At 66.6% G+C, this 20685-nt stretch carries 13 protein-coding genes; 12 read left to right on the top strand and 1 reads right to left on the bottom strand.

All coding sequences use genetic code 11. The annotated features are described in order from the left end of the window. The first annotated feature begins 13 nt into the window (after positions 1–13). The 5 genes from ACTWQR_RS21540 to ACTWQR_RS21520 all read left to right on the top strand — a co-directional run bounded on the left by ACTWQR_RS21540 (position 14) and on the right by ACTWQR_RS21520 (position 10324). Positions 14–868: a DUF1396 domain-containing protein gene (locus ACTWQR_RS21540; RefSeq protein WP_443228743.1), complete on the top strand. Its 855-nt coding sequence runs from the start codon at positions 14–16 to the stop codon at positions 866–868. Between the two features lie 299 nt (positions 869–1167). Then, positions 1168–1698 (top strand): 50S ribosomal protein L10, encoded by a 531-nt coding sequence (rplJ, locus tag ACTWQR_RS21535; protein ID WP_443228742.1) that lies wholly within the window; start codon positions 1168–1170, stop codon positions 1696–1698. 108 nt (positions 1699–1806) lie between these two features. Beyond that, on the top strand, positions 1807–2190 hold the full coding sequence (gene rplL, locus ACTWQR_RS21530; protein WP_443228741.1) for a 50S ribosomal protein L7/L12: 384 nt from the start codon (positions 1807–1809) through the stop codon (positions 2188–2190). Between the two features lie 651 nt (positions 2191–2841). After that, positions 2842–6327 carry a DNA-directed RNA polymerase subunit beta gene (rpoB, locus tag ACTWQR_RS21525; RefSeq protein ID WP_443228740.1) on the top strand — a complete coding sequence of 1162 codons (3486 nt, stop codon included), beginning with the start codon at positions 2842–2844 and terminating at the stop codon, positions 6325–6327. Between the two features lie 97 nt (positions 6328–6424). Beyond that, positions 6425–10324 (top strand): DNA-directed RNA polymerase subunit beta', encoded by a 3900-nt coding sequence (locus tag ACTWQR_RS21520; RefSeq protein ID WP_443228739.1) that lies wholly within the window; start codon positions 6425–6427, stop codon positions 10322–10324. Positions 10325–10392: 68 nt separating this feature from the next. Here the strand turns inward: ACTWQR_RS21520 and ACTWQR_RS21515 are convergent, their stop codons facing one another. Beyond that, a complete protein-coding gene (locus tag ACTWQR_RS21515) occupies positions 10393–10578 on the bottom strand; it encodes a hypothetical protein (protein ID WP_443228738.1) in 186 nt (61 codons plus the stop codon). Between the two features lie 303 nt (positions 10579–10881). Between ACTWQR_RS21515 and ACTWQR_RS21510 the strand changes: the two genes are divergently transcribed. The 7 genes from ACTWQR_RS21510 (at position 10882) to ACTWQR_RS21480 (ending at position 20679) form a co-directional block, all read left to right on the top strand. Beyond that, positions 10882–11499, top strand: a complete 618-nt coding sequence (locus tag ACTWQR_RS21510) for a DUF1707 and DUF4190 domain-containing protein (RefSeq protein ID WP_443228737.1) — start codon at positions 10882–10884, stop codon at positions 11497–11499. A gap of 286 nt (positions 11500–11785) precedes the next feature. Further along, positions 11786–12157, top strand: a complete 372-nt coding sequence (gene rpsL, locus ACTWQR_RS21505; protein WP_003948652.1) for a 30S ribosomal protein S12 — start codon at positions 11786–11788, stop codon at positions 12155–12157. 2 nt (positions 12158–12159) lie between these two features. Then, positions 12160–12630: a 30S ribosomal protein S7 gene (gene rpsG, locus ACTWQR_RS21500; RefSeq protein ID WP_030345396.1), complete on the top strand. Its 471-nt coding sequence runs from the start codon at positions 12160–12162 to the stop codon at positions 12628–12630. A 39-nt stretch (positions 12631–12669) separates the two neighbouring features. Then, entirely contained in the window at positions 12670–14796 is a 2127-nt protein-coding gene (gene fusA / locus ACTWQR_RS21495) for an elongation factor G (protein ID WP_443228736.1), read from the top strand. A gap of 167 nt (positions 14797–14963) precedes the next feature. Next, entirely contained in the window at positions 14964–16157 is a 1194-nt protein-coding gene (gene tuf, locus ACTWQR_RS21490) for an elongation factor Tu (RefSeq protein ID WP_443228735.1), read from the top strand. Between the two features lie 246 nt (positions 16158–16403). Then, positions 16404–19520 (top strand): glycosyl hydrolase 115 family protein, encoded by a 3117-nt coding sequence (locus ACTWQR_RS21485; protein WP_443228734.1) that lies wholly within the window; start codon positions 16404–16406, stop codon positions 19518–19520. Between the two features lie 88 nt (positions 19521–19608). Next, positions 19609–20679 carry an endo-1,4-beta-xylanase gene (locus ACTWQR_RS21480; RefSeq protein WP_443228733.1) on the top strand — a complete coding sequence of 357 codons (1071 nt, stop codon included), beginning with the start codon at positions 19609–19611 and terminating at the stop codon, positions 20677–20679. Positions 20680–20685 lie beyond the last annotated feature (6 nt).

The following is a 20685-nucleotide window of genomic DNA, read 5'->3' as shown; positions in this document are numbered from 1 at the left end:
CCTGGGGGGACTCATGATGATTTCCGCACGCGGCTCCGCGCGGCACAAAGCGGCTTCCGCTGCCCTCGCCGCCGCACTCCTTTCCGCCGGCGCGACCGCCTGCGCGTCCTCGGACGGGGACTCGCCGGGCATGACACCCGCCGCGGCTGTGGCGAAGGCGGCGGCGAAGACGGAGGAGATCACGTCCCTCCACTACCGGATGACCGGCAAGGTCCCGGGGGAGGGCCGCATCGAGGCCGAGGCGTCGATGAGCATGAAGCCGACGATCTCCATGAGCATGGAGATGACGGCACTCGACCAGGCCACGGACAACGAGATCGAGATCCGGCTCGTCGACAAGGCGATGTACGTCGGCGGGGGCGCGGCGGCCGCCAAGGAGATGGACGGCAAGAGCTGGATGAAGTTCGACCTGTCCGCGCTGGGGGAGGGCGCCCTCGGGGGTGAGTCGCTGGGCGCCGGGCAGGCCGACAGGAACCCGGCCGAGGAGTCCGCCATCCTGACCGGCGCCAAGGACGTGGAGAAGGTCGGCACCGAGACCGTCGACGGAGTGAAGACCACGCACTACAAGGGGACGATCACCCTCGACGAGTGGCGTGAGCAGCTGAAGGACGAGGACAAGCAGACGCGCGAGCGCAGGGAGAAGGCCCTCGACCAGTACGAGGACATCGGCATCGAGAAGCTCACGATGGACATGTGGGTCGACCCGGACGACCACACCAAGCAGTTCCGCCTCCGCGGCAGCGCGGACAAGGGCCCGCTCGACATGACCGTCACCTTCCTCGACTTCAACAAGCCGGTGACGGTCAAGGCCCCGCCTGCCAAGGACACCGCGGATCTGGCCGACATGATGGGCGACCTCGACAGCTGAGTGTGCACAACCCCCTCGTTTTGACACGTGGGGCGACAGATACGTACTCTTCCACAGAAGCCAAAGACCGCTGGTCGTTGCCGTGTGCTCGCAAGAGGGCGCGGTGGCCGAAGGATCCGCTGAAACTGCGGACGACCCGCGTAGGTGACTGTGGATGAACTCCCGGACAGTCCCGTACCTCGCTATTCGGTACGGATTCCGTTCGGTCGAGTCACGCCCCGTGCGCCTGCGCCGGGGCGTTTCGTTTTGCCGGGCTCCTTTTGAGCGGTCCTCATCACCCGGAAGGAGGCCGACGCTCTATGGCAAGGCCCGACAAGGCTGCCGCGGTAGCCGAGCTCGCGGACCAGTTCCGCAGCTCGAGCGCTGCTGTGCTGACCGAGTACCGGGGTCTCACCGTGGCGCAGCTCAAGACGCTGCGCCGTTCGCTCGGTGAAGACGCCCAGTACGCCGTGGTGAAGAACACGCTGACCAAGATTGCGGCCAACGAGGCCGGGATCTCTACGCTCGACGACCTGTTCAACGGTCCGACGGCGGTTGCCTTCATCACCGGTGACCCGGTGGTGTCGGCGAAGGGTCTTCGTGACTTCGCCAAGGACAACCCGAACCTCGTCATCAAGGGCGGTGTCCTTGACGGCAAGGCGCTGTCCGCCGACGAGATCAAGAAGCTCGCGGACCTCGAGTCCCGCGAGGTTCTGCTCGCCAAGCTGGCCGGTGCCATGAAGGGCAAGCAGTCCCAGGCTGCCTCGCTCTTCCAGGCTCTGCCGTCGAAGTTCGTCCGCACTGCGGAAGCGCTTCGCGTCAAGCTCGCCGAGCAGGGCGGTGCCGAGTAACTCGGCTCGCGCATTGACCGTCGCCTGAGGCGACGGTCGCAGCGGGCCGAACGTACGCCCGCCTCACATGTACATCGGCACCAGCCGAATTAGTGGAAGGACGCCAACATGGCGACGAAGCTGTCCCAGGAAGAGCTGCTCGCGCAGTTCGAGAACCTCACCCTCATCGAGCTCTCCGAGTTCGTGAAGGCCTTCGAGGAGAAGTTCGACGTCACCGCCGCCGCCGCGGTCGCCGCCGCCCCCGCCGGCCCGGCCGCCGCCGCCGAGGTCGCTGAGGAGCAGGACGAGTTCGACGTCATCCTCACCGGTGCCGGCGAGAAGAAGATCCAGGTCATCAAGGTCGTGCGTGAGCTGACCTCCCTGGGTCTGAAGGAGGCCAAGGACCTCGTGGACGGCGCTCCGAAGCCGGTCCTCGAGAAGGTCGCCAAGGACGCCGCCGAGAAGGCCGCCGAGTCCCTCAAGGGCGCCGGCGCCTCCGTCGAGGTCAAGTGACCCGAGGAGTCGTACGCCACGCGCCCCGGCGCACCGTGGCAGCGGCTCTCGCGAGCTGACGCAGCCGCTCACGTAGCGCTGTAACGCTGACGCACCGAAGAGCGATCATCCATCTGGGTGGTCGCTCTTCGGCGTTCGAGGGGGCCGTGCGGCGGCTGCCTTGCGCTGTCGGTGGCGACGAGTATGGTGATCTTCGTTCGTGCCTCCGGCCGCCCCGGTGACGGGCAGCGGGACGGGCTGCAAGTGACGATGGCAGCACGCGGTTTGGGCATGGGGGGCCTTGACGAACTGCACGCAGCGCGCAATTCTCAGGACGCGTCGTCACAACGATCCGGATCCGAGGCATGGATCGGTGGCGAAGAGGGCAGTATCGATGTGCATCGAGGGCGTGGCTTGCAGCAGGGGTTGAGAACAACGAGGGTCTTCAAAAACCCGCACTGGACATCAGTGGGCCTATTGGCTACACTGACCCTTTGCGCTGCCTGTTAGCTGCCTCCTGCCCGTCACCAGGGGCATGCCCTCGCTTGAGCACTGTGGATTGAAACGGCTCTGACCTGGCCTTCTCTGGCTGAGTCAGGAAACGTCTGTCTCTGTGCCCGGCTTGGGACCGGTACGCGCGTAGTGAGTCCGAGCCCTCGGAAGGACCCCCTCTTGGCCGCCTCGCGCACTGCCTCGACCGCGAATACGAACAACGGCGCCAGCACCGCCCCGCTGCGCATCTCCTTTGCAAAGATCAAGGAGCCCCTCGAGGTTCCGAACCTTCTTGCGCTGCAAACCGAGAGCTTCGACTGGCTGCTCGGCAACGACGCGTGGAAGGCTCGTGTCGAGGCGGCTCTGGACAGTGGACAGGACGTCCCCACCAAGTCCGGTCTGGAAGAGATCTTCGAGGAGATCTCTCCGATCGAGGACTTCTCCGGGTCGATGTCTCTGACATTCCGAGACCACCGCTTCGAGCCTCCCAAGAACTCGATCGACGAGTGCAAGGAGCGCGACTTCACGTACGCGGCCCCGCTCTTCGTCACCGCCGAGTTCACCAACAACGAGACCGGCGAGATCAAGTCCCAGACGGTCTTCATGGGCGACTTCCCGCTCATGACCAACAAGGGCACCTTCGTCATCAACGGCACCGAGCGTGTCGTGGTGTCCCAGCTGGTCCGCTCGCCGGGTGTCTACTTCGACTCCTCCATCGACAAGACGTCCGACAAGGACATCTTCTCCTCCAAGGTCATCCCGTCCCGGGGCGCCTGGCTGGAGATGGAGATCGACAAGCGCGACATGGTCGGTGTCCGCATCGACCGCAAGCGCAAGCAGTCCGTCACCGTTCTCCTGAAGGCTCTCGGTTGGACGACCGAGCAGATCCTGGAGGAGTTCGGCGAGTACGAGTCCATGCGCGCCACCCTGGAGAAGGACCACACCCAGGGCCAGGACGACGCGTTGCTCGACATCTACCGCAAGCTGCGTCCGGGTGAGCCCCCGACCCGTGAGGCCGCGCAGACGCTGCTCGAGAACCTCTACTTCAACCCGAAGCGTTACGACCTCGCCAAGGTCGGCCGCTACAAGGTCAACAAGAAGCTGGGCAGTGAGGCCCCGCTGGACGCCGGGATCCTGACCGTCGAGGACATCATCTCGACGATCAAGTACCTGGTGAAGCTGCACGCCGGTGAGACCGAGACGGTCAGTGAGTCCGGTCGCTCGATCATGGTCGAGACCGACGACATCGACCACTTCGGCAACCGCCGTATCCGCAACGTCGGCGAGCTGATCCAGAACCAGGTCCGTACGGGTCTCGCCCGTATGGAGCGTGTCGTGCGTGAGCGCATGACCACTCAGGACGTCGAGGCCATCACGCCGCAGACCCTGATCAACATCCGGCCGGTCGTCGCCTCCATCAAGGAGTTCTTCGGCACCAGCCAGCTGTCCCAGTTCATGGACCAGAACAACCCGCTGTCGGGCCTGACGCACAAGCGTCGTCTCAACGCCCTCGGCCCGGGTGGTCTCTCCCGTGAGCGGGCCGGCTTCGAGGTCCGTGACGTGCACCCCTCGCACTACGGCCGCATGTGCCCGATCGAGACGCCCGAAGGACCGAACATCGGTCTGATCGGCTCGCTCGCCTCCTACGGCCGGATCAACCCGTTCGGCTTCATCGAGACGCCGTACCGCCGGGTCACCGGTGGTGTCGTCACCGACGAGGTCGACTACCTCACGGCCGACGAGGAAGACCGGTTCGTCATCGCGCAGGCCAACGCGCCGCTCAGTGACGAGTTCCGGTTCGAGGAGGCCCGCGTCCTGGTCCGCCGCCGTGGCGGTGAGGTCGACTACGTCCCCGGTGACGACGTCGACTACATGGATGTCTCCCCGCGCCAGATGGTGTCGGTCGCGACTGCCATGATCCCGTTCCTCGAGCACGACGACGCCAACCGTGCCCTCATGGGCGCGAACATGATGCGCCAGGCCGTGCCGCTGATCACCGCCGAGGCCCCCCTCGTCGGTACGGGCATGGAGTACCGCTGCGCCGTCGACGCCGGTGACGTCATCAAGGCCGAGAAGTCGGGTGTGGTCCAGGAGGTCTCCGCGGACTACATCACCGTCGGCAACGACGACGGCACGTACACCACGTACCGCGTCGCCAAGTTCTCCCGCTCCAACCAGGGCACCTCGGTCAACCAGAAGGTTGTCGTCGACGAGGGCGACCGGGTCGTCGAGAGCCAGGTGCTCGCCGACGGTCCGGCCACCCAGGAAGGCGAGATGGCGCTGGGCAAGAACCTGCTCGTCGCCTTCATGCCCTGGGAGGGTCACAACTACGAGGACGCGATCATCCTGTCGCAGCGCCTCGTGCAGGACGACGTCCTCTCCTCGATCCACATCGAGGAGCACGAGGTCGACGCCCGTGACACCAAGCTCGGCCCGGAGGAGATCACCCGGGACATCCCGAACGTCTCCGAGGAGGTCCTCGCCGACCTCGACGAGCGCGGCATCATCCGTATCGGTGCCGAGGTCGTCGCCGGTGACATCCTCGTCGGCAAGGTCACGCCCAAGGGCGAGACCGAGCTGACGCCGGAGGAGCGCCTGCTCCGTGCGATCTTCGGTGAGAAGGCGCGCGAAGTGCGCGACACCTCGCTGAAGGTGCCGCACGGCGAGATCGGCAAGGTCATCGGCGTCCGCGTCTTCGACCGCGAGGAGGGCGACGAGCTTCCCCCCGGTGTGAACCAGCTGGTGCGCGTGTACGTGGCGCAGAAGCGCAAGATCACCGACGGTGACAAGCTCGCCGGCCGTCACGGCAACAAGGGCGTCATCTCGAAGATCCTGCCGATCGAGGACATGCCGTTCCTGGAGGACGGCACCCCGGTCGACATCATCCTCAACCCGCTCGGTGTCCCGTCCCGAATGAACCCGGGACAGGTCCTGGAGATTCACCTCGGCTGGCTCGCCAGCCGCGGCTGGGACGTCTCCGGGCTCGCGGAGGACTGGGCGCAGCGCCTGCAGGTCATCGGCGCGGACCAGGTCGATCCCGGCACCAACGTGGCGACCCCGGTCTTCGACGGTGCGCGCGAGGACGAACTCGCGGGCCTGCTCCAGCACACCATCCCCAACCGCGACGGCGAGCGCATGGTGCTTCCGTCCGGCAAGGCACGGATGTTCGACGGCCGCTCCGGCGAGCCGTTCCCGGAGCCGATCTCGGTCGGCTACATGTACATCCTCAAGCTCCACCACCTGGTCGACGACAAGCTCCACGCTCGCTCGACCGGTCCGTACTCGATGATCACCCAGCAGCCGCTGGGTGGTAAGGCCCAGTTCGGTGGCCAGCGATTCGGTGAGATGGAGGTGTGGGCGCTGGAGGCGTACGGCGCCGCTTACGCCCTCCAGGAACTGCTGACCATCAAGTCCGACGACGTGACCGGCCGCGTGAAGGTCTACGAGGCCATCGTCAAGGGCGAGAACATTCCTGAGCCCGGCATTCCCGAGTCCTTCAAGGTGCTCATCAAGGAAATGCAGTCGCTCTGCCTCAACGTGGAGGTGCTGTCCTCGGACGGCATGTCCATCGAGATGCGCGACACGGACGAGGACGTCTTCCGCGCCGCGGAGGAGCTCGGTATCGACCTGTCCCGGCGCGAGCCGAGCAGCGTCGAAGAGGTCTGACGGGTCTGGCCGGGGCTCCCTGAACAAGAGCCCCGGCTAACCCCGGACCCCAGTCAGACCAGTGAAGAATCGACCCCGAAAGAGGGATTGACGACAAGTGCTCGACGTCAACTTCTTCGACGAGCTGCGGATCGGCCTTGCTACCGCTGACGACATTCGTCAGTGGTCCCACGGTGAGGTCAAGAAGCCGGAGACCATCAACTACCGCACCCTCAAGCCCGAAAAGGACGGACTCTTCTGCGAGAAGATCTTCGGTCCGACCCGGGACTGGGAGTGCTACTGCGGCAAGTACAAGCGTGTCCGCTTCAAGGGCATCATCTGCGAGCGCTGCGGCGTCGAGGTCACTCGCGCCAAGGTGCGTCGTGAGCGGATGGGCCACATTGAGCTGGCCGCTCCCGTCACCCACATCTGGTACTTCAAGGGCGTTCCGTCGCGGCTGGGCTACCTGCTCGACCTCGCCCCGAAGGACCTCGAGAAGGTCATCTACTTCGCCGCGTACATGATCACGTTCGTCGACGACGAGCGTCGTACGCGTGACCTGCCCTCGCTGGAGGCGCACGTCTCCGTCGAGCGTCAGCAGATCGAGAACCGGCGCGACTCCGACCTGGAGGCCCGTGCCAAGAAGCTCGAGACCGACCTGGCCGAGCTCGAGGCCGAGGGCGCCAAGGCCGACGTACGCCGCAAGGTGCGCGAAGGTGCCGAGCGGGAGATGAAGCAGCTGCGTGACCGTGCGCAGCGCGAGATCGACCGTCTCGACGAGGTATGGACCCGCTTCAAGAACCTCAAGGTCCAGGACCTGGAGGGTGACGAGCTCCTCTACCGCGAGCTGCGTGACCGCTTCGGTACCTACTTCGACGGCTCCATGGGTGCGGCTGCCCTGCAGAAGCGCCTGGAGTCCTTCGACCTGGAGGAGGAGGCCGAGCGCCTCCGCGAGATCATCCGTACCGGCAAGGGCCAGAAGAAGACCCGTGCGCTGAAGCGGCTGAAGGTTGTGTCCGCGTTCCTGCAGACCTCCAACAGCCCCAAGGGCATGGTTCTCGACTGCGTCCCGGTCATCCCGCCGGACCTTCGCCCGATGGTGCAACTGGACGGTGGCCGCTTCGCGACCTCCGACCTGAACGACCTGTACCGCCGTGTGATCAACCGGAACAACCGCCTGAAGCGACTCCTTGACCTCGGTGCTCCCGAGATCATCGTGAACAACGAGAAGCGCATGCTTCAGGAGGCCGTCGACGCGCTCTTCGACAACGGCCGTCGTGGTCGCCCGGTCACGGGCCCCGGCAACCGTCCGCTGAAGTCGCTGTCCGACATGCTCAAGGGCAAGCAGGGCCGTTTCCGTCAGAACCTGCTCGGCAAGCGTGTGGACTACTCCGCGCGTTCCGTGATCGTCGTCGGCCCGCAGCTCAAGCTGCACCAGTGCGGTCTGCCGAAGGCGATGGCGCTGGAGCTCTTCAAGCCGTTCGTGATGAAGCGCCTGGTGGATCTCAACCACGCGCAGAACATCAAGTCGGCGAAGCGCATGGTCGAGCGCGGCCGTACGGTCGTGTACGACGTCCTGGAAGAGGTCATCGCCGAGCACCCGGTTCTGCTGAACCGTGCGCCGACGCTGCACCGCCTCGGCATCCAGGCCTTCGAGCCGCAGCTGGTCGAGGGCAAGGCCATCCAGATCCACCCGCTCGTCTGCACCGCGTTCAACGCGGACTTCGACGGTGACCAGATGGCCGTGCACCTGCCGCTCTCCGCGGAGGCGCAGGCCGAGGCCCGCATCCTGATGCTGTCCTCGAACAACATCCTCAAGCCCGCCGACGGTCGTCCGGTGACGATGCCGACCCAGGACATGGTCCTCGGTCTGTTCTTCCTCACCACCGACGGCGAGCTGCGGGACGTCAAGGGCGAGGGCCGGTCCTTCGGCTCCGCGGCCGAGGCGATCATGGCGTTCGACGCCGGTGACCTCTCGCTGCAGTCGCGCGTGGACATCCGCTTCCCGGTGGGCACCATCCCGCCGCGCGGCTGGACCCCGCCGGCTCAGGAGGAGGGCGACCCGGAGTGGCAGCAGGGTGACACCTTCCGCTTGAACACCACGCTGGGCCGCGCGCTCTTCAACGAGTTGCTGCCCGAGGACTACCCGTTCGTCGACTACGAGGTCGGCAAGAAGCAGCTCTCCGAGATCGTCAACGACCTCGCCGAGCGCTACCCCAAGGTCATCGTGGCGGCGACGCTCGACAACCTGAAGGCGGCCGGCTTCTACTGGGCGACCCGCTCCGGCGTCACCGTGGCCATCTCCGACATCGTCGTTCCCGACGCGAAGCGCGCGATCGTCAAGGGCTACGAGGACCAGGACGAGAAGGTCCAGAAGCAGTACGAGCGTGGTCTGATCACCAAGGACGAGCGCACGCAGGAGCTCATCGCGATCTGGACCAAGGCGACCAACGAGGTCGCCGAGGCGATGAACGCGAACTTCCCGAAGACCAACCCGGTCTCGATGATGGTCAACTCGGGCGCTCGCGGCAACATGATGCAGATGCGTCAGATCGCCGGTATGCGTGGTCTGGTGTCGAACGCCAAGAACGAGACGATCCCGCGTCCCATCAAGGCGTCCTTCCGTGAGGGCCTGTCCGTGCTGGAGTACTTCATCTCCACGCACGGTGCCCGTAAGGGTCTGGCGGACACCGCCCTGCGTACCGCCGACTCGGGTTACCTCACCCGTCGTCTGGTCGACGTGTCGCAGGACGTGATCATCCGCGAGGAGGACTGCGGCACCGACCGCGGTCTGCGTCTGGCGATCGCCGAGCGGGGCGCCGACGGCGTCCTGCGCAAGACGGAGAACGTCGAGACCAGCGTGTACGCACGTGCGCTGGCCGAGGACATCACCGTCGACGGCAAGGTGCTGGCCCCGGCCAACACCGACCTGGGCGACGTCCTCATCGACGAGCTCGTCAAGCACGGCATCGAGGAGGTCAAGACCCGTTCGGTCCTGACCTGTGAGTCCGCCGTCGGTACCTGCGCCATGTGCTACGGCCGCTCGCTGGCCACCGGCAAGCTGGTCGACATCGGTGAGGCGGTCGGCATCATCGCCGCCCAGTCCATCGGTGAGCCCGGCACGCAGCTGACGATGCGTACCTTCCACACCGGTGGTGTGGCCGGTGACGACATCACCCAGGGTCTGCCCCGTGTCGTCGAGCTCTTCGAGGCTCGTACGCCGAAGGGTGTCGCCCCGATCTCCGAGGCCTCCGGCCGCGTGCGGATCGAGGAGACCGAGAAGACCAAGAAGCTCGTCGTCACCCCGGACGACGGCAGCGACGAGACGGCGTTCCCGATCTCGAAGCGTGCCCGTCTGCTGGTGGGCGAGGGCGACCACGTCGAGGTGGGCCAGAAGCTCACCGTGGGTGCCACCAACCCGCACGACGTGCTGCGCATCCTCGGTCAGCGGGCCGTCCAGGTCCACCTGGTCGGCGAAGTCCAGCGGGTCTACAACTCGCAGGGCGTGTCGATCCACGACAAGCACATCGAGATCATCATCCGGCAGATGCTCCGCCGTGTGACGATCATCGAGTCGGGCGACGCGGAGCTGCTGCCCGGCGAGCTGGTCGAGCGTTCGAAGTTCGAGACCGAGAACCGTCGTGTGGTCCAGGAAGGCGGCCACCCGGCCTCCGGCCGTCCGCAGCTGATGGGTATCACCAAGGCGTCGCTGGCCACCGAGTCGTGGCTGTCGGCGGCGTCCTTCCAGGAGACGACCAGGGTTCTGACGGACGCGGCGATCAACGCCAAGTCCGACTCCCTGATCGGCCTCAAGGAGAACGTCATCATCGGTAAGCTCATCCCGGCCGGTACGGGCCTCGCCCGCTACCGCAACATCCGGGTCGAGCCGACCGAGGAGGCCAAGGCCGCGATGTACTCGGCCGTCGGCTACGACGACATCGACTACTCGCCGTTCGGCACGGGCTCCGGCCAGGCCGTTCCGCTGGAGGACTACGACTACGGTCCGTACAACCAGTAAGGCGTACGTCTGCTGAAGGGCGGCCACTCCGTTTCGTACGGGGTGGCCGCCCTTCGGCGTTTCGCCGACTACAGGTACGGCCGGAGCCGGTGCGGACGGGTCGGGTGGCCGGGGTGGCTGGACAGCAGACGGGCCAGGAACCCAGGCGCGGCGTGTCCACGGTCGGCGGCGGCCTTGGCCGCGTACCTGGCCTCCCGCTGGGTCTGGTGCGTCGTCGCGAGTACCGCGGCGAGTTCGCGGGCGAGGCCGAGCACGGCGGCATGCTGGTCCGCGCGCAGTTCCGCCCCTGCGGTCCACGGCGGCGATGAGATACGGCGTTGCCAGCAGCATGAGGGGCAGCCCGTTGCTTGAGGGCGTCGCGCGGGGGCGAGCGACAATCGGCCTCACTGGCCGACGAGCGACTTCCGGGACGGGAAAGTCCGGCGTACTGGTCAGCCGGCCCCCGGAAACGACTCGTCCCGCACCGGAATATCCGCAGTGAGGCAGTGCGGGAACCTGTGCCGGAAATGCCGCGTTGGGGGATGATGTAGGCCCAGCCGTTCGGGGGAGGTGCTCCCGTGTCGTACCCGTCGTGGCAGCCCTGGGAGGGGCCGAAGGATGCGCAGGCCCGGCAAGGGGCGGGCGGTCCGCAGTCCTGGGGCGGTCAGCCGCAGTCGTGGCAGGGGCAGGGCGGTCCGCCGCAGCCCTGGCGCGGGGAGAGCGGCCAGTCGATGCTCGCCTCACACGCCGACCGGGAGCGCGCCGTGGACGTGCTGAGAGCGGGCTTCGGCGAAGGGCGTATGCAGCAGCCCGAGTTCGAGAAGCGGGTTGCGCGGGCGTACGCGGCCCGTACGGTGGGCGAGCTGGCCCTTCTGGTCGCCGACCTGCCCCAGGGGCCTGTACCGCTCCCAGCGGCCCCTGCGCACGTGCCACCGACGTTCCTGCCCGCTCCGGCACCGAAGACGAACGAGAAGGCCATCGGCTCGGCCGTCTGCGGCGGGCTCTGCCTGCTGACCGTCGGTCTCACCGGCATTCCCGCGGTGATCCTGGGACACACGGCGCGCTCCGAGATCCGCCGCACGGGCGAGGGCGGCGACGGTCTCGCGCTCACCGGGCTCGTACTCGGGTGGTTGTCCACCGCGGGCTGGACCCTGATGCTGACGCTGCTGCTCATCGCTGCCCTGGCGGCCGGCTGAAGATCGCGGAGGGCGTGAAGGCTTGGCATGAGCCGCTCAGGAATGTTAGTGCGGTGTATTTGTTTTGACCGCAGCGTATGAGGTAGGTACGCTCAGACCTTGTGCCTGGGGTGTGCCCTGGCTCCGCTGCGTGCCTTTGAACCGCAGCGGAAGCCGTAGGCGGCCACCGTAATCTGCGCTCTTTTCGCCTTGCGGCGGGAGTCTGCAGTTTCGACACACCCGACCGCGTGGGTCGGCGACGTTCCAGGTTAGCTTTACCATTCGGCACACAGAAACCGGAGAAGTAGTGCCTACGATCCAGCAGCTGGTCCGGAAGGGCCGGCAGGACAAGGTCGAGAAGAACAAGACGCCCGCACTCGAGGGTTCGCCCCAGCGTCGTGGCGTCTGCACGCGTGTGTTCACGACCACCCCGAAGAAGCCGAACTCGGCCCTGCGTAAGGTCGCGCGTGTGCGTCTGACCAGCGGGATCGAAGTCACCGCTTACATTCCGGGTGAGGGACACAACCTGCAGGAGCACTCCATCGTGCTCGTGCGTGGCGGCCGTGTGAAGGACCTGCCCGGTGTTCGTTACAAGATCATCCGTGGTTCGCTCGACACCCAGGGTGTCAAGAACCGCAAGCAGGCCCGCAGCCGCTACGGCGCCAAGAAGGAGAAGTAAGAATGCCTCGTAAGGGCCCCGCCCCGAAGCGCCCGGTCATCATCGACCCGGTCTACGGTTCTCCTCTTGTCACCTCCCTCATCAACAAGGTGCTGCTGAACGGCAAGCGCTCCACCGCCGAGCGCATCGTGTACGGCGCCATGGAGGGCCTGCGCGAGAAGACCGGCAACGACCCGGTCATCACGCTGAAGCGCGCCCTGGAGAACATCAAGCCGACCCTCGAGGTCAAGTCCCGCCGTGTCGGTGGCGCCACCTACCAGGTGCCGGTCGAGGTCAAGCCCGGCCGCGCCAGCACGCTGGCGCTGCGCTGGCTGGTCGGTTACTCCCGCGCCCGTCGCGAGAAGACCATGACCGAGCGTCTGCTCAACGAGCTTCTCGACGCCTCCAACGGCCTTGGTGCCGCTGTGAAGAAGCGCGAGGACACCCACAAGATGGCCGAGTCCAACAAGGCCTTCGCGCACTACCGCTGGTAGTCGCAACCCACATCGAGACCGAGAGAAGACCGAAGCCTTATGGCTACCACTTCACTTGACCTGGCCAGGGTCCGGAACATCGGGATCATGGCCCACATCGACGCGGGCAAGACGACCACCACCGAGCGGATCCTCTTCTACACCGGCGTCAGCTACAAGATCGGTGAGGTCCACGACGGCGCTGCCACCATGGACTGGATGGAGCAGGAGCAGGAGCGTGGCATCACGATCACCTCTGCTGCCACCACCTGTCACTGGCCGCTCGAGGACAACGACTACACGATCAACATCATCGACACCCCGGGGCACGTCGACTTCACGGTCGAGGTGGAGCGCTCGCTGCGCGTCCTCGACGGTGCCGTCACGGTGTTCGACGGTGTCGCCGGTGTTGAGCCGCAGTCCGAGACGGTATGGCGTCAGGCCGACCGTTACGGCGTGCCGCGCATCTGCTTCGTGAACAAGCTGGACCGTACCGGCGCCGAGTTCCACCGCTGCGTGGACATGATCTCGGACCGTCTGGGCGCCCAGCCGCTCGTCATGCAGCTGCCGATCGGTGCCGAGGCCGACTTCAAGGGTGTCGTCGACCTCGTCACCATGAAGGCGTTCGTGTGGTCCGCCGAGGCCGCCAAGGGCGAGATGTACGACGTCGTCGACATCCCGGCCACGCACGCCGAGGCCGCCGAGGAGTACCGCAGCAAGCTGATCGAGGCTGTCGCGGAGAACGACGAAGAGATCATGGAGCTGTACCTGGAGGGCGAGGAGCCTTCCGAGGAGCAGCTGTACGCCGCGATCCGTCGCATCACCATCGCGTCCGGCAAGTCCAACGACACCACGGTCACCCCGGTGTTCTGTGGCACCGCGTTCAAGAACAAGGGCGTCCAGCCCCTGCTCGACGCGGTCGTGCGCTACCTGCCGACCCCGCTCGACGTCGAGGCCATCGAAGGCCACGACGTGAAGGACCCCGAGCTGGTCGTCAAGCGCAAGCCGTCCGAGGACGAGCCGCTGTCCGCCCTCGCGTTCAAGATCATGAGCGACCCGCACCTGGGCAAGCTCACCTTCGTCCGGGTTTACTCGGGCCGCCTGGAGACCGGCACCGCGGTGCTGAACTCCGTCAAGGGCAAGAAGGAGCGCATCGGCAAGATCTACCGCATGCACGCGAACAAGCGTGAGGAGATCGCGGCGGTGGGCGCCGGCGACATCGTCGCCGTGATGGGCCTGAAGCAGACCACCACCGGTGAGACGCTGTGCGACGACAAGCAGCCGGTGATCCTGGAGTCCATGGACTTCCCGGCGCCGGTCATCCAGGTCGCCATCGAGCCCAAGTCCAAGGGTGACCAGGAGAAGCTGGGTGTCGCCATCCAGCGTCTCGCGGAGGAGGACCCCTCCTTCCAGGTCCACACGAACGAGGAGACCGGCCAGACCATCATCGGTGGCATGGGCGAGCTGCACCTCGAGGTGCTGGTCGACCGTATGCGCCGTGAGTTCAAGGTCGAGGCCAACGTCGGTAAGCCTCAGGTCGCCTACCGTGAGACGATCCGCAAGGCCGTCGAGCGGGTGGACTACACCCACAAGAAGCAGACCGGTGGTACCGGTCAGTTCGCCAAGGTGCAGATCGCGATCGAGCCCATCGAGGGCGGCGACGCGTCGTACGAGTTCGTGAACAAGGTGACCGGTGGTCGTATCCCGAGGGAGTACATCCCTTCGGTCGACGCCGGTGCGCAGGAGGCCATGCAGTTCGGCATCCTCGCCGGGTACGAGATGACGGGCGTCCGCGTCACGCTTCTCGACGGTGCCTACCACGAGGTCGACTCCTCCGAGCTGGCGTTCAAGATCGCCGGTTCGCAGGCCTTCAAGGAGGCCGCGCGCAAGGCCAGCCCCGTGCTGCTCGAGCCGATGATGGCCGTCGAGGTCACCACGCCCGAGGACTACATGGGCGAGGTCATCGGTGACATCAACTCCCGCCGTGGTCAGATCCAGGCCATGGAGGAGCGTGCCGGTGCCCGCGTCGTGAAGGGCCTGGTTCCGCTGTCGGAGATGTTCGGCTACGTCGGCGACCTCCGCAGCAAGACGTCGGGTCGCGCGAGCTACTCGATGCAGTTCGACTCCTACGCCGAGGTTCCCCGGAACGTCGCCGAGGAGATCATCGCGAAGGCCAAGGGCGAGTAACTCACCGAGTCGGACTCAATAGAGTTCACACCTTAGGCTTGACTCCGGAGCCTGCTGGGGCATTCCACCGCAACCGCGGCGGAACTGCCCCGGGCCCCGGCTTTCCAGCAAAGATCACCTGGCGCCGATGAGTAAGGCGTACAGAACCACTCCACAGGAGGACCCCAGTGGCGAAGGCGAAGTTCGAGCGGACTAAGCCGCACGTCAACATCGGCACCATCGGTCACATCGACCACGGTAAGACGACCCTCACGGCCGCCATTACCAAGGTGCTGCACGACGCGTACCCGGACCTGAACGAGGCCTCGGCCTTCGACCAGATCGACAAGGCTCCTGAGGAGCGCCAGCGCGGTATCACCATCTCCATCGCGCACGTCGAGTACCAGACCGAGACGCGTCACTACGCCCACGTCGACTGCCCCGGTCACGCGGACTACATCAAGAACATGATCACGGGTGCGGCGCAGATGGACGGCGCCATCCTCGTTGTCGCCGCCACGGACGGCCCGATGCCGCAGACCAAGGAGCACGTGCTCCTGGCCCGCCAGGTCGGCGTTCCGTACATCGTCGTAGCCCTTAACAAGGCCGACATGGTGGACGACGAGGAGATCCTGGAGCTCGTCGAGCTCGAGGTCCGTGAGCTGCTCTCCGAGTACGAGTTCCCGGGCGACGACCTGCCGGTCGTCAAGGTCTCGGCGCTCAAGGCCCTTGAGGGTGACAAGGAGTGGGGCCAGTCCGTCCTCGACCTGATGAAGGCCGTCGACGAGAACATCCCGCAGCCCGAGCGTGACGTCGACAAGCCGTTCCTGATGCCGATCGAGGACGTCTTCACGATCACCGGTCGTGGCACCGTCGTCACCGGTCGTATCGAGCGTGGTGTCCTCAAGGTCAACGAGACCGTCGACATCGTCGGTATCAAGACCGAGAAGACCACCACCACGGTCACCGGCATCGAGATGTTCCGCAAGCTGCTCGACGAGGGCCAGGCGGGCGAGAACGTCGGTCTGCTCCTCCGTGGCATCAAGCGCGAGGACGTCGAGCGCGGCCAGGTCATCATCAAGCCGGGCTCTGTCACCCCGCACACCGAGTTCGAGGCGCAGGCGTACATCCTGTCCAAGGACGAGGGCGGCCGTCACACGCCGTTCTTCAACAACTACCGTCCTCAGTTCTACTTCCGTACGACTGACGTGACCGGTGTTGTGACCCTCCCCGAGGGCACCGAGATGGTCATGCCGGGCGACAACACTGAGATGATCGTTGAGCTCATCCAGCCCGTCGCCATGGAGGAGGGCCTGAAGTTCGCCATCCGTGAGGGTGGCCGGACCGTGGGCGCCGGCCAGGTCACCAAGATCAACAAGTAAGTCTCGCTTACCTGTTGGGCTTGAATGCCTGGTAGCTCCTCGCGAGCTCCTTGAAGGGGCCCGTACGACTTCGGTCGTGCGGGCCCCTTCGCTGTGCAAGTTGCGCAAGCGTCGGGTCGTGTCGAAATGATTCGTTACGAAACTATTCGACGCTTCCGACCCGTTGTTCCCTCGGTTCACTCGCCCCACTATTTGTCATGCCACTGACCAAATTGGGCTTCGGGTCTTCGAATCGAGGGGTGAGGCATGTCTGGGCACGTCAGCCGTAGAGCCGTTCTCGGGGTGGTGGGAGCCGGGCTCGTGGCGTTACCCGCGCTGCCAGGCGTCGCAGGGGTCGCGCGGGCGGCCGCGGGGCCGCGGCCCACGGACCCGGGCGCGTACATCTCCTTCTCGCCGAAGGCAGGGGCCTTCTCGCTCGTGGGTGCTCCGGTCGTCGTCAGCCCCGAGGACCACTCCGGAGTCGTACGGGTGGCGGGGGATCTCCGTGACGACATCGAGCGGGTCACGGGTGTACGGCCCGGGTCCTCGGTGGCGCGGGAAGTCGTCATCGTGGGGACGATCGGGCGCAGTCCGCTGATCGACGGGCTGGTCGCGGACGGAAAGCTGGACGTCACGGGCGTGAAGGGCAAGTGGGAAACCTCCCTCCAGACCGTCGTCGAGCGCCCGATGCCGGGCGTCGACCGCGCCTTCGTCATCGTCGGCAGCGATCCGCGCGGCACGATCTTCGGGGCGTACGACGTCTCGTACGGGATCGGGGTCTCGCCCTGGTACTGGTGGGACGACGTGCGGCCGGTGCGGCGGAGTGAGGTGTACGTGCTGCCGGGGCGGTACAGCCAGGGCACGCCGGCGGTGAAGTACCGCGGGGTCTTCATCAACGACGAGAATCCGGCGCTGGGGACGTGGGCCCCCGGGTATTTCGGGCCGGGGAAGGCGCCCGGGCATCCCGGCGGCTTCACCGCGGACTTCTACGCCAAGGTCTTCGAGGTGCTGCTGCGGCTGAAGGCGAACTACCTGTGGCCGGCGGTGTGGGGGCGGGCCTTCGCCGAGGACGACCCGGAGAACCACGCGCGCGCCAAGGAGTACGGGATTGTCATGGGCACGTCCCATGAGGCGCCGATGATGCGGGGGATCGAGGAGTGGAACCGGCATGCGGTGCCCGCGGAACGTGACAGTTCTGGGGAAATCGTCACACCCGGGCGGGACCCCTATGGCGGCACGGGGGAGTGGTCGTACCGGCGTAACTCCGAAGCGATCAAGGCGTATTGGCGCGACGGCATCCGGCGCATGGTCGACCAGGACTTCGAGGGCGTCGTCACGCTCGGCATGCGCGGCAACGGCGACACGAGCCTGCCGGACGGCGATGCCGTCGAGTTGATGCAGGAGATCATCGCGACCCAGCGGGGGATTATCGCGGAGGTCACGGGCAGACCGGTGGTGGAGACCCCGCAAGTGTGGACGCTCTACAAGGAGGTCCAGCGCTACTGGGACCGCGGCCTGCGCGCCCCGGATGACGTGACCGTCGTCCTGACCGACGACAACTGGGGGAACATCCGCAAGCATCCGGACCCCGCGGAGCCGGCGCGTGGCGGCGGCTATGGGCTGTACTACCACTTCGATTACGTGGGCGTCGGCCGCAACTACAAGTGGGTCGACACCACCTCGCTGCCGAACATGTGGGACCAGCTCCACCAGGCGATCGAGTACGGGAACCACGGACTGTGGGTCACGAACGTCGGCGACCTCAAAGGGAACGAGCTCCCGACCGAGTTCTTCCTGAACTACGCCTGGAATCCAGAGCGTTGGCCGCTGGAGAGTCTGGGCGAGTGGGAGCGGCGGTACGCCCGGCAGAACTTCGGCGAGGCGCGGGGCCAGGGTCAGAGCCATGGCCAGGGTCAGGCGTCGGCGATCGCGTCGGTCCTGCGGGCGTACGCGCAGCTCCAGTCGCGCCGCAAACCCGAGCTGCTGAACCGCAGGATCACGCTGGTGGACGGGAAGGTCGTGTACGACGACCAGGAGACGCCTTTCCACTTCGGCCACCGCGAGCTGGAGCGGGCGACGGACGAGTGGCGGCGGCTGGGCAAGGACGCGGAACGGATTGCGCGGAGCCTGCCGGCCTCCGCGCAGGACGCCTGGTACGAGCTCGTCGGGTACGAGGTGGAGGCGACCGCCAACCTGTACGAGCTGCGCGAGGCGGAGTTCACCAATCTGCTGTACGCGAGGCAGGGCCGGGCCGCGACCAACGACCTGGCGTCCGCCGCGGAGGCCGGTCTCGCACGCGACTTCGCACTTGCCGAACGCTTCAACTCCCAGGTGGCGAACGGGAAATGGCGCGGCTTCCAGACGCAGCCGCACATCGGATACGGCGACGTCGAACGCTACGGGCCGAACGCGCCCTGGCAGCAGCCCGAGCGGAACAACGTGGCGCTTCCCGACGAGATCTTCCCGGCGGTCAAGCGCATCGAGGTGCCGCTGAAGGCCGAGCTGGGCGTGGCGGTGGACGGCTCGGAGTCGGGGCAGTGGTGGCCGCGTGGGGCGTCCGACGCGGCGGCCGTGTTGCCGGTCTTCAGCCCGTACCAGACCCGGCCCACCCAGTACATCGAGGTCTTCAACCGGGGCCGTACGCCCTTTGACTACCGCATCACACCGTCCGTCCCGTGGATCAAGGCCGACCGCCCGCGCGGCCGGGTCGACCAGCAGGTGCGAGCCGTACTGACCGTGGACTGGGCGAAGGCTCCGCGCGGACGTACCGAGGCGTCGGTGACCGTGGAGGGAGCGGGCACCACGGTGACGGTCGCGCTGATCGCCGAGCACCCGTCCGCGCGCGGGCTGCGCGGCTTCGTGGAGGCGGGCGGGTACGTGGCGATCGACGCCGCTCACCACACGCGGGCGGTCGGCGCATGGCGCCGTATCGACGGGATCGGCCGCACGGGGGCCGGCATGACGCCGTGGCCGGTGACGGCTCCTCGGAGGACTCCCGGTGGCTCGTCTCCGCGCCTTGAGTACGAGGTGAGCCTGCTGGACTCGGGCCCGGTGACGGTGTGGGCGTACCTGTCGCCGCGGAACCCGACCCTGCCGACGGGCGGTCTGAAGTACGGGATCTCGTTCGACGAGGACACCCCGGAGACCGTCGACATCCACGCGGCCACCGGGGCCGACGACGGCCTGATGGACATCGAGTGGGCCCGCAACACATCGGACAACGTCAACCGTACGGCGACCCAACACACGATCAACGCGGCCGGAGTGCACCGGCTGAAGTTCTGGATGGTCGACCCGACGGTCGTGCTGCAACGGCTCGTGATCGACACGGGTGGGCTGACGCCGACGTATCTGGGGCCGCTGGAGAGCCGTCGTCTCGGCTGAGCGTCGGCCCGCATTCCATCGCGGTACTCCCTTCTCGCCCGCGGTACTCCCTTCTCGCCGTAACTCACTTCTTGAGGAAGGACCGGACATGAAGTACTTCCGCATACCCGTTGTAGGCCTGCTCGGCGCGACGTTGCTGCTCACAGGCATCCAGGCGGCTTCCGCGCACGAGGCCCCTGGGGGTGCGCAGGCTCCTCTACGGACGCTCGCCGACCGCGCGGACCTACGCATCGGCACGGCCGTGGACATGGCCGCCCTGGCCGACGACACCACGTACCGCAGAACGACGGGCCGGGAGTTCAACTCCGTCACCGCCGAGAACGTCATGAAGTGGGAGGTCGTCGAGCCCGCGCGTGGAACCTATGACTGGTCGGGGGCCGACGCCCTGGTCCGTTTCGCCCGCGACCGAGGCCAGGTCGTGCGCGGCCACACGCTGGTCTGGCACAGCCAGCTGCCCGGCTGGCTGACGTCGGGGGTGGCGGACGGTTCGATCGACGCGGCGGAGCTGCGCGGGATCCTGCGGAAGCACGTCACCACGGAGGTCAAGCGCTACAGGGGCCAGATCCAGCAGTGGGACGTGGTGAACGAGGTCTTCGAGGAGGACGGTTCGCTGCGGGATTCGATCTGGCTGCAGAAGCTCGGCCTGTCCTACATCGCCGACGCCTTCCGCTGGGCGCACGCGGCGGATCCGAAGGCGAAGCTCTTCCTGAACGACTACAACGTGGAAGGGATCAACGCGAAGTCCACGGCCTACTACGACCTGGCGAAGCGGCTGCGGGCGGAAGGCGTTCCGGTGCAGGGCTTCGGGGCCCAGGGGCACCTGGCGATCCAGTACGGGTTCCCGGGCGATGTCGCCGCCAACCTCGACCGCTTCGCGAAGCTGGGCATGCAGACGGCCTTCACGGAGGTGGACGTCCGGATGATCCTGCCCGTGGACGAGGAGAAGCCGGCGACTCAGGCGGCGTACTTCCGAGGGCTGCTGGACGCGTGCCTGGGGACGCGTAGCTGCAAGTCGTTCACGGTGTGGGGATTCACGGACAAGTACTCGTGGGTGCCGGGGGTCTTCGAGGGGCAGGGGGCGGCGACGTTGATGGATGAGGGGTTCGGGGTGAAGCCGGCGTGGGGGGCGGTACGGGAAGGGCTGGCGGCGGGTCGCTGAAGCTGA

Origin of the sequence: Streptomyces sp. 2A115 (genome assembly GCF_052245575.1) — a bacterium.
GTDB lineage: Bacteria > Actinomycetota > Actinomycetes > Streptomycetales > Streptomycetaceae > Streptomyces.
Note: the sequence above shows the minus strand (reverse complement) of the source record. Positions and strands in the feature narration are given on the sequence as shown.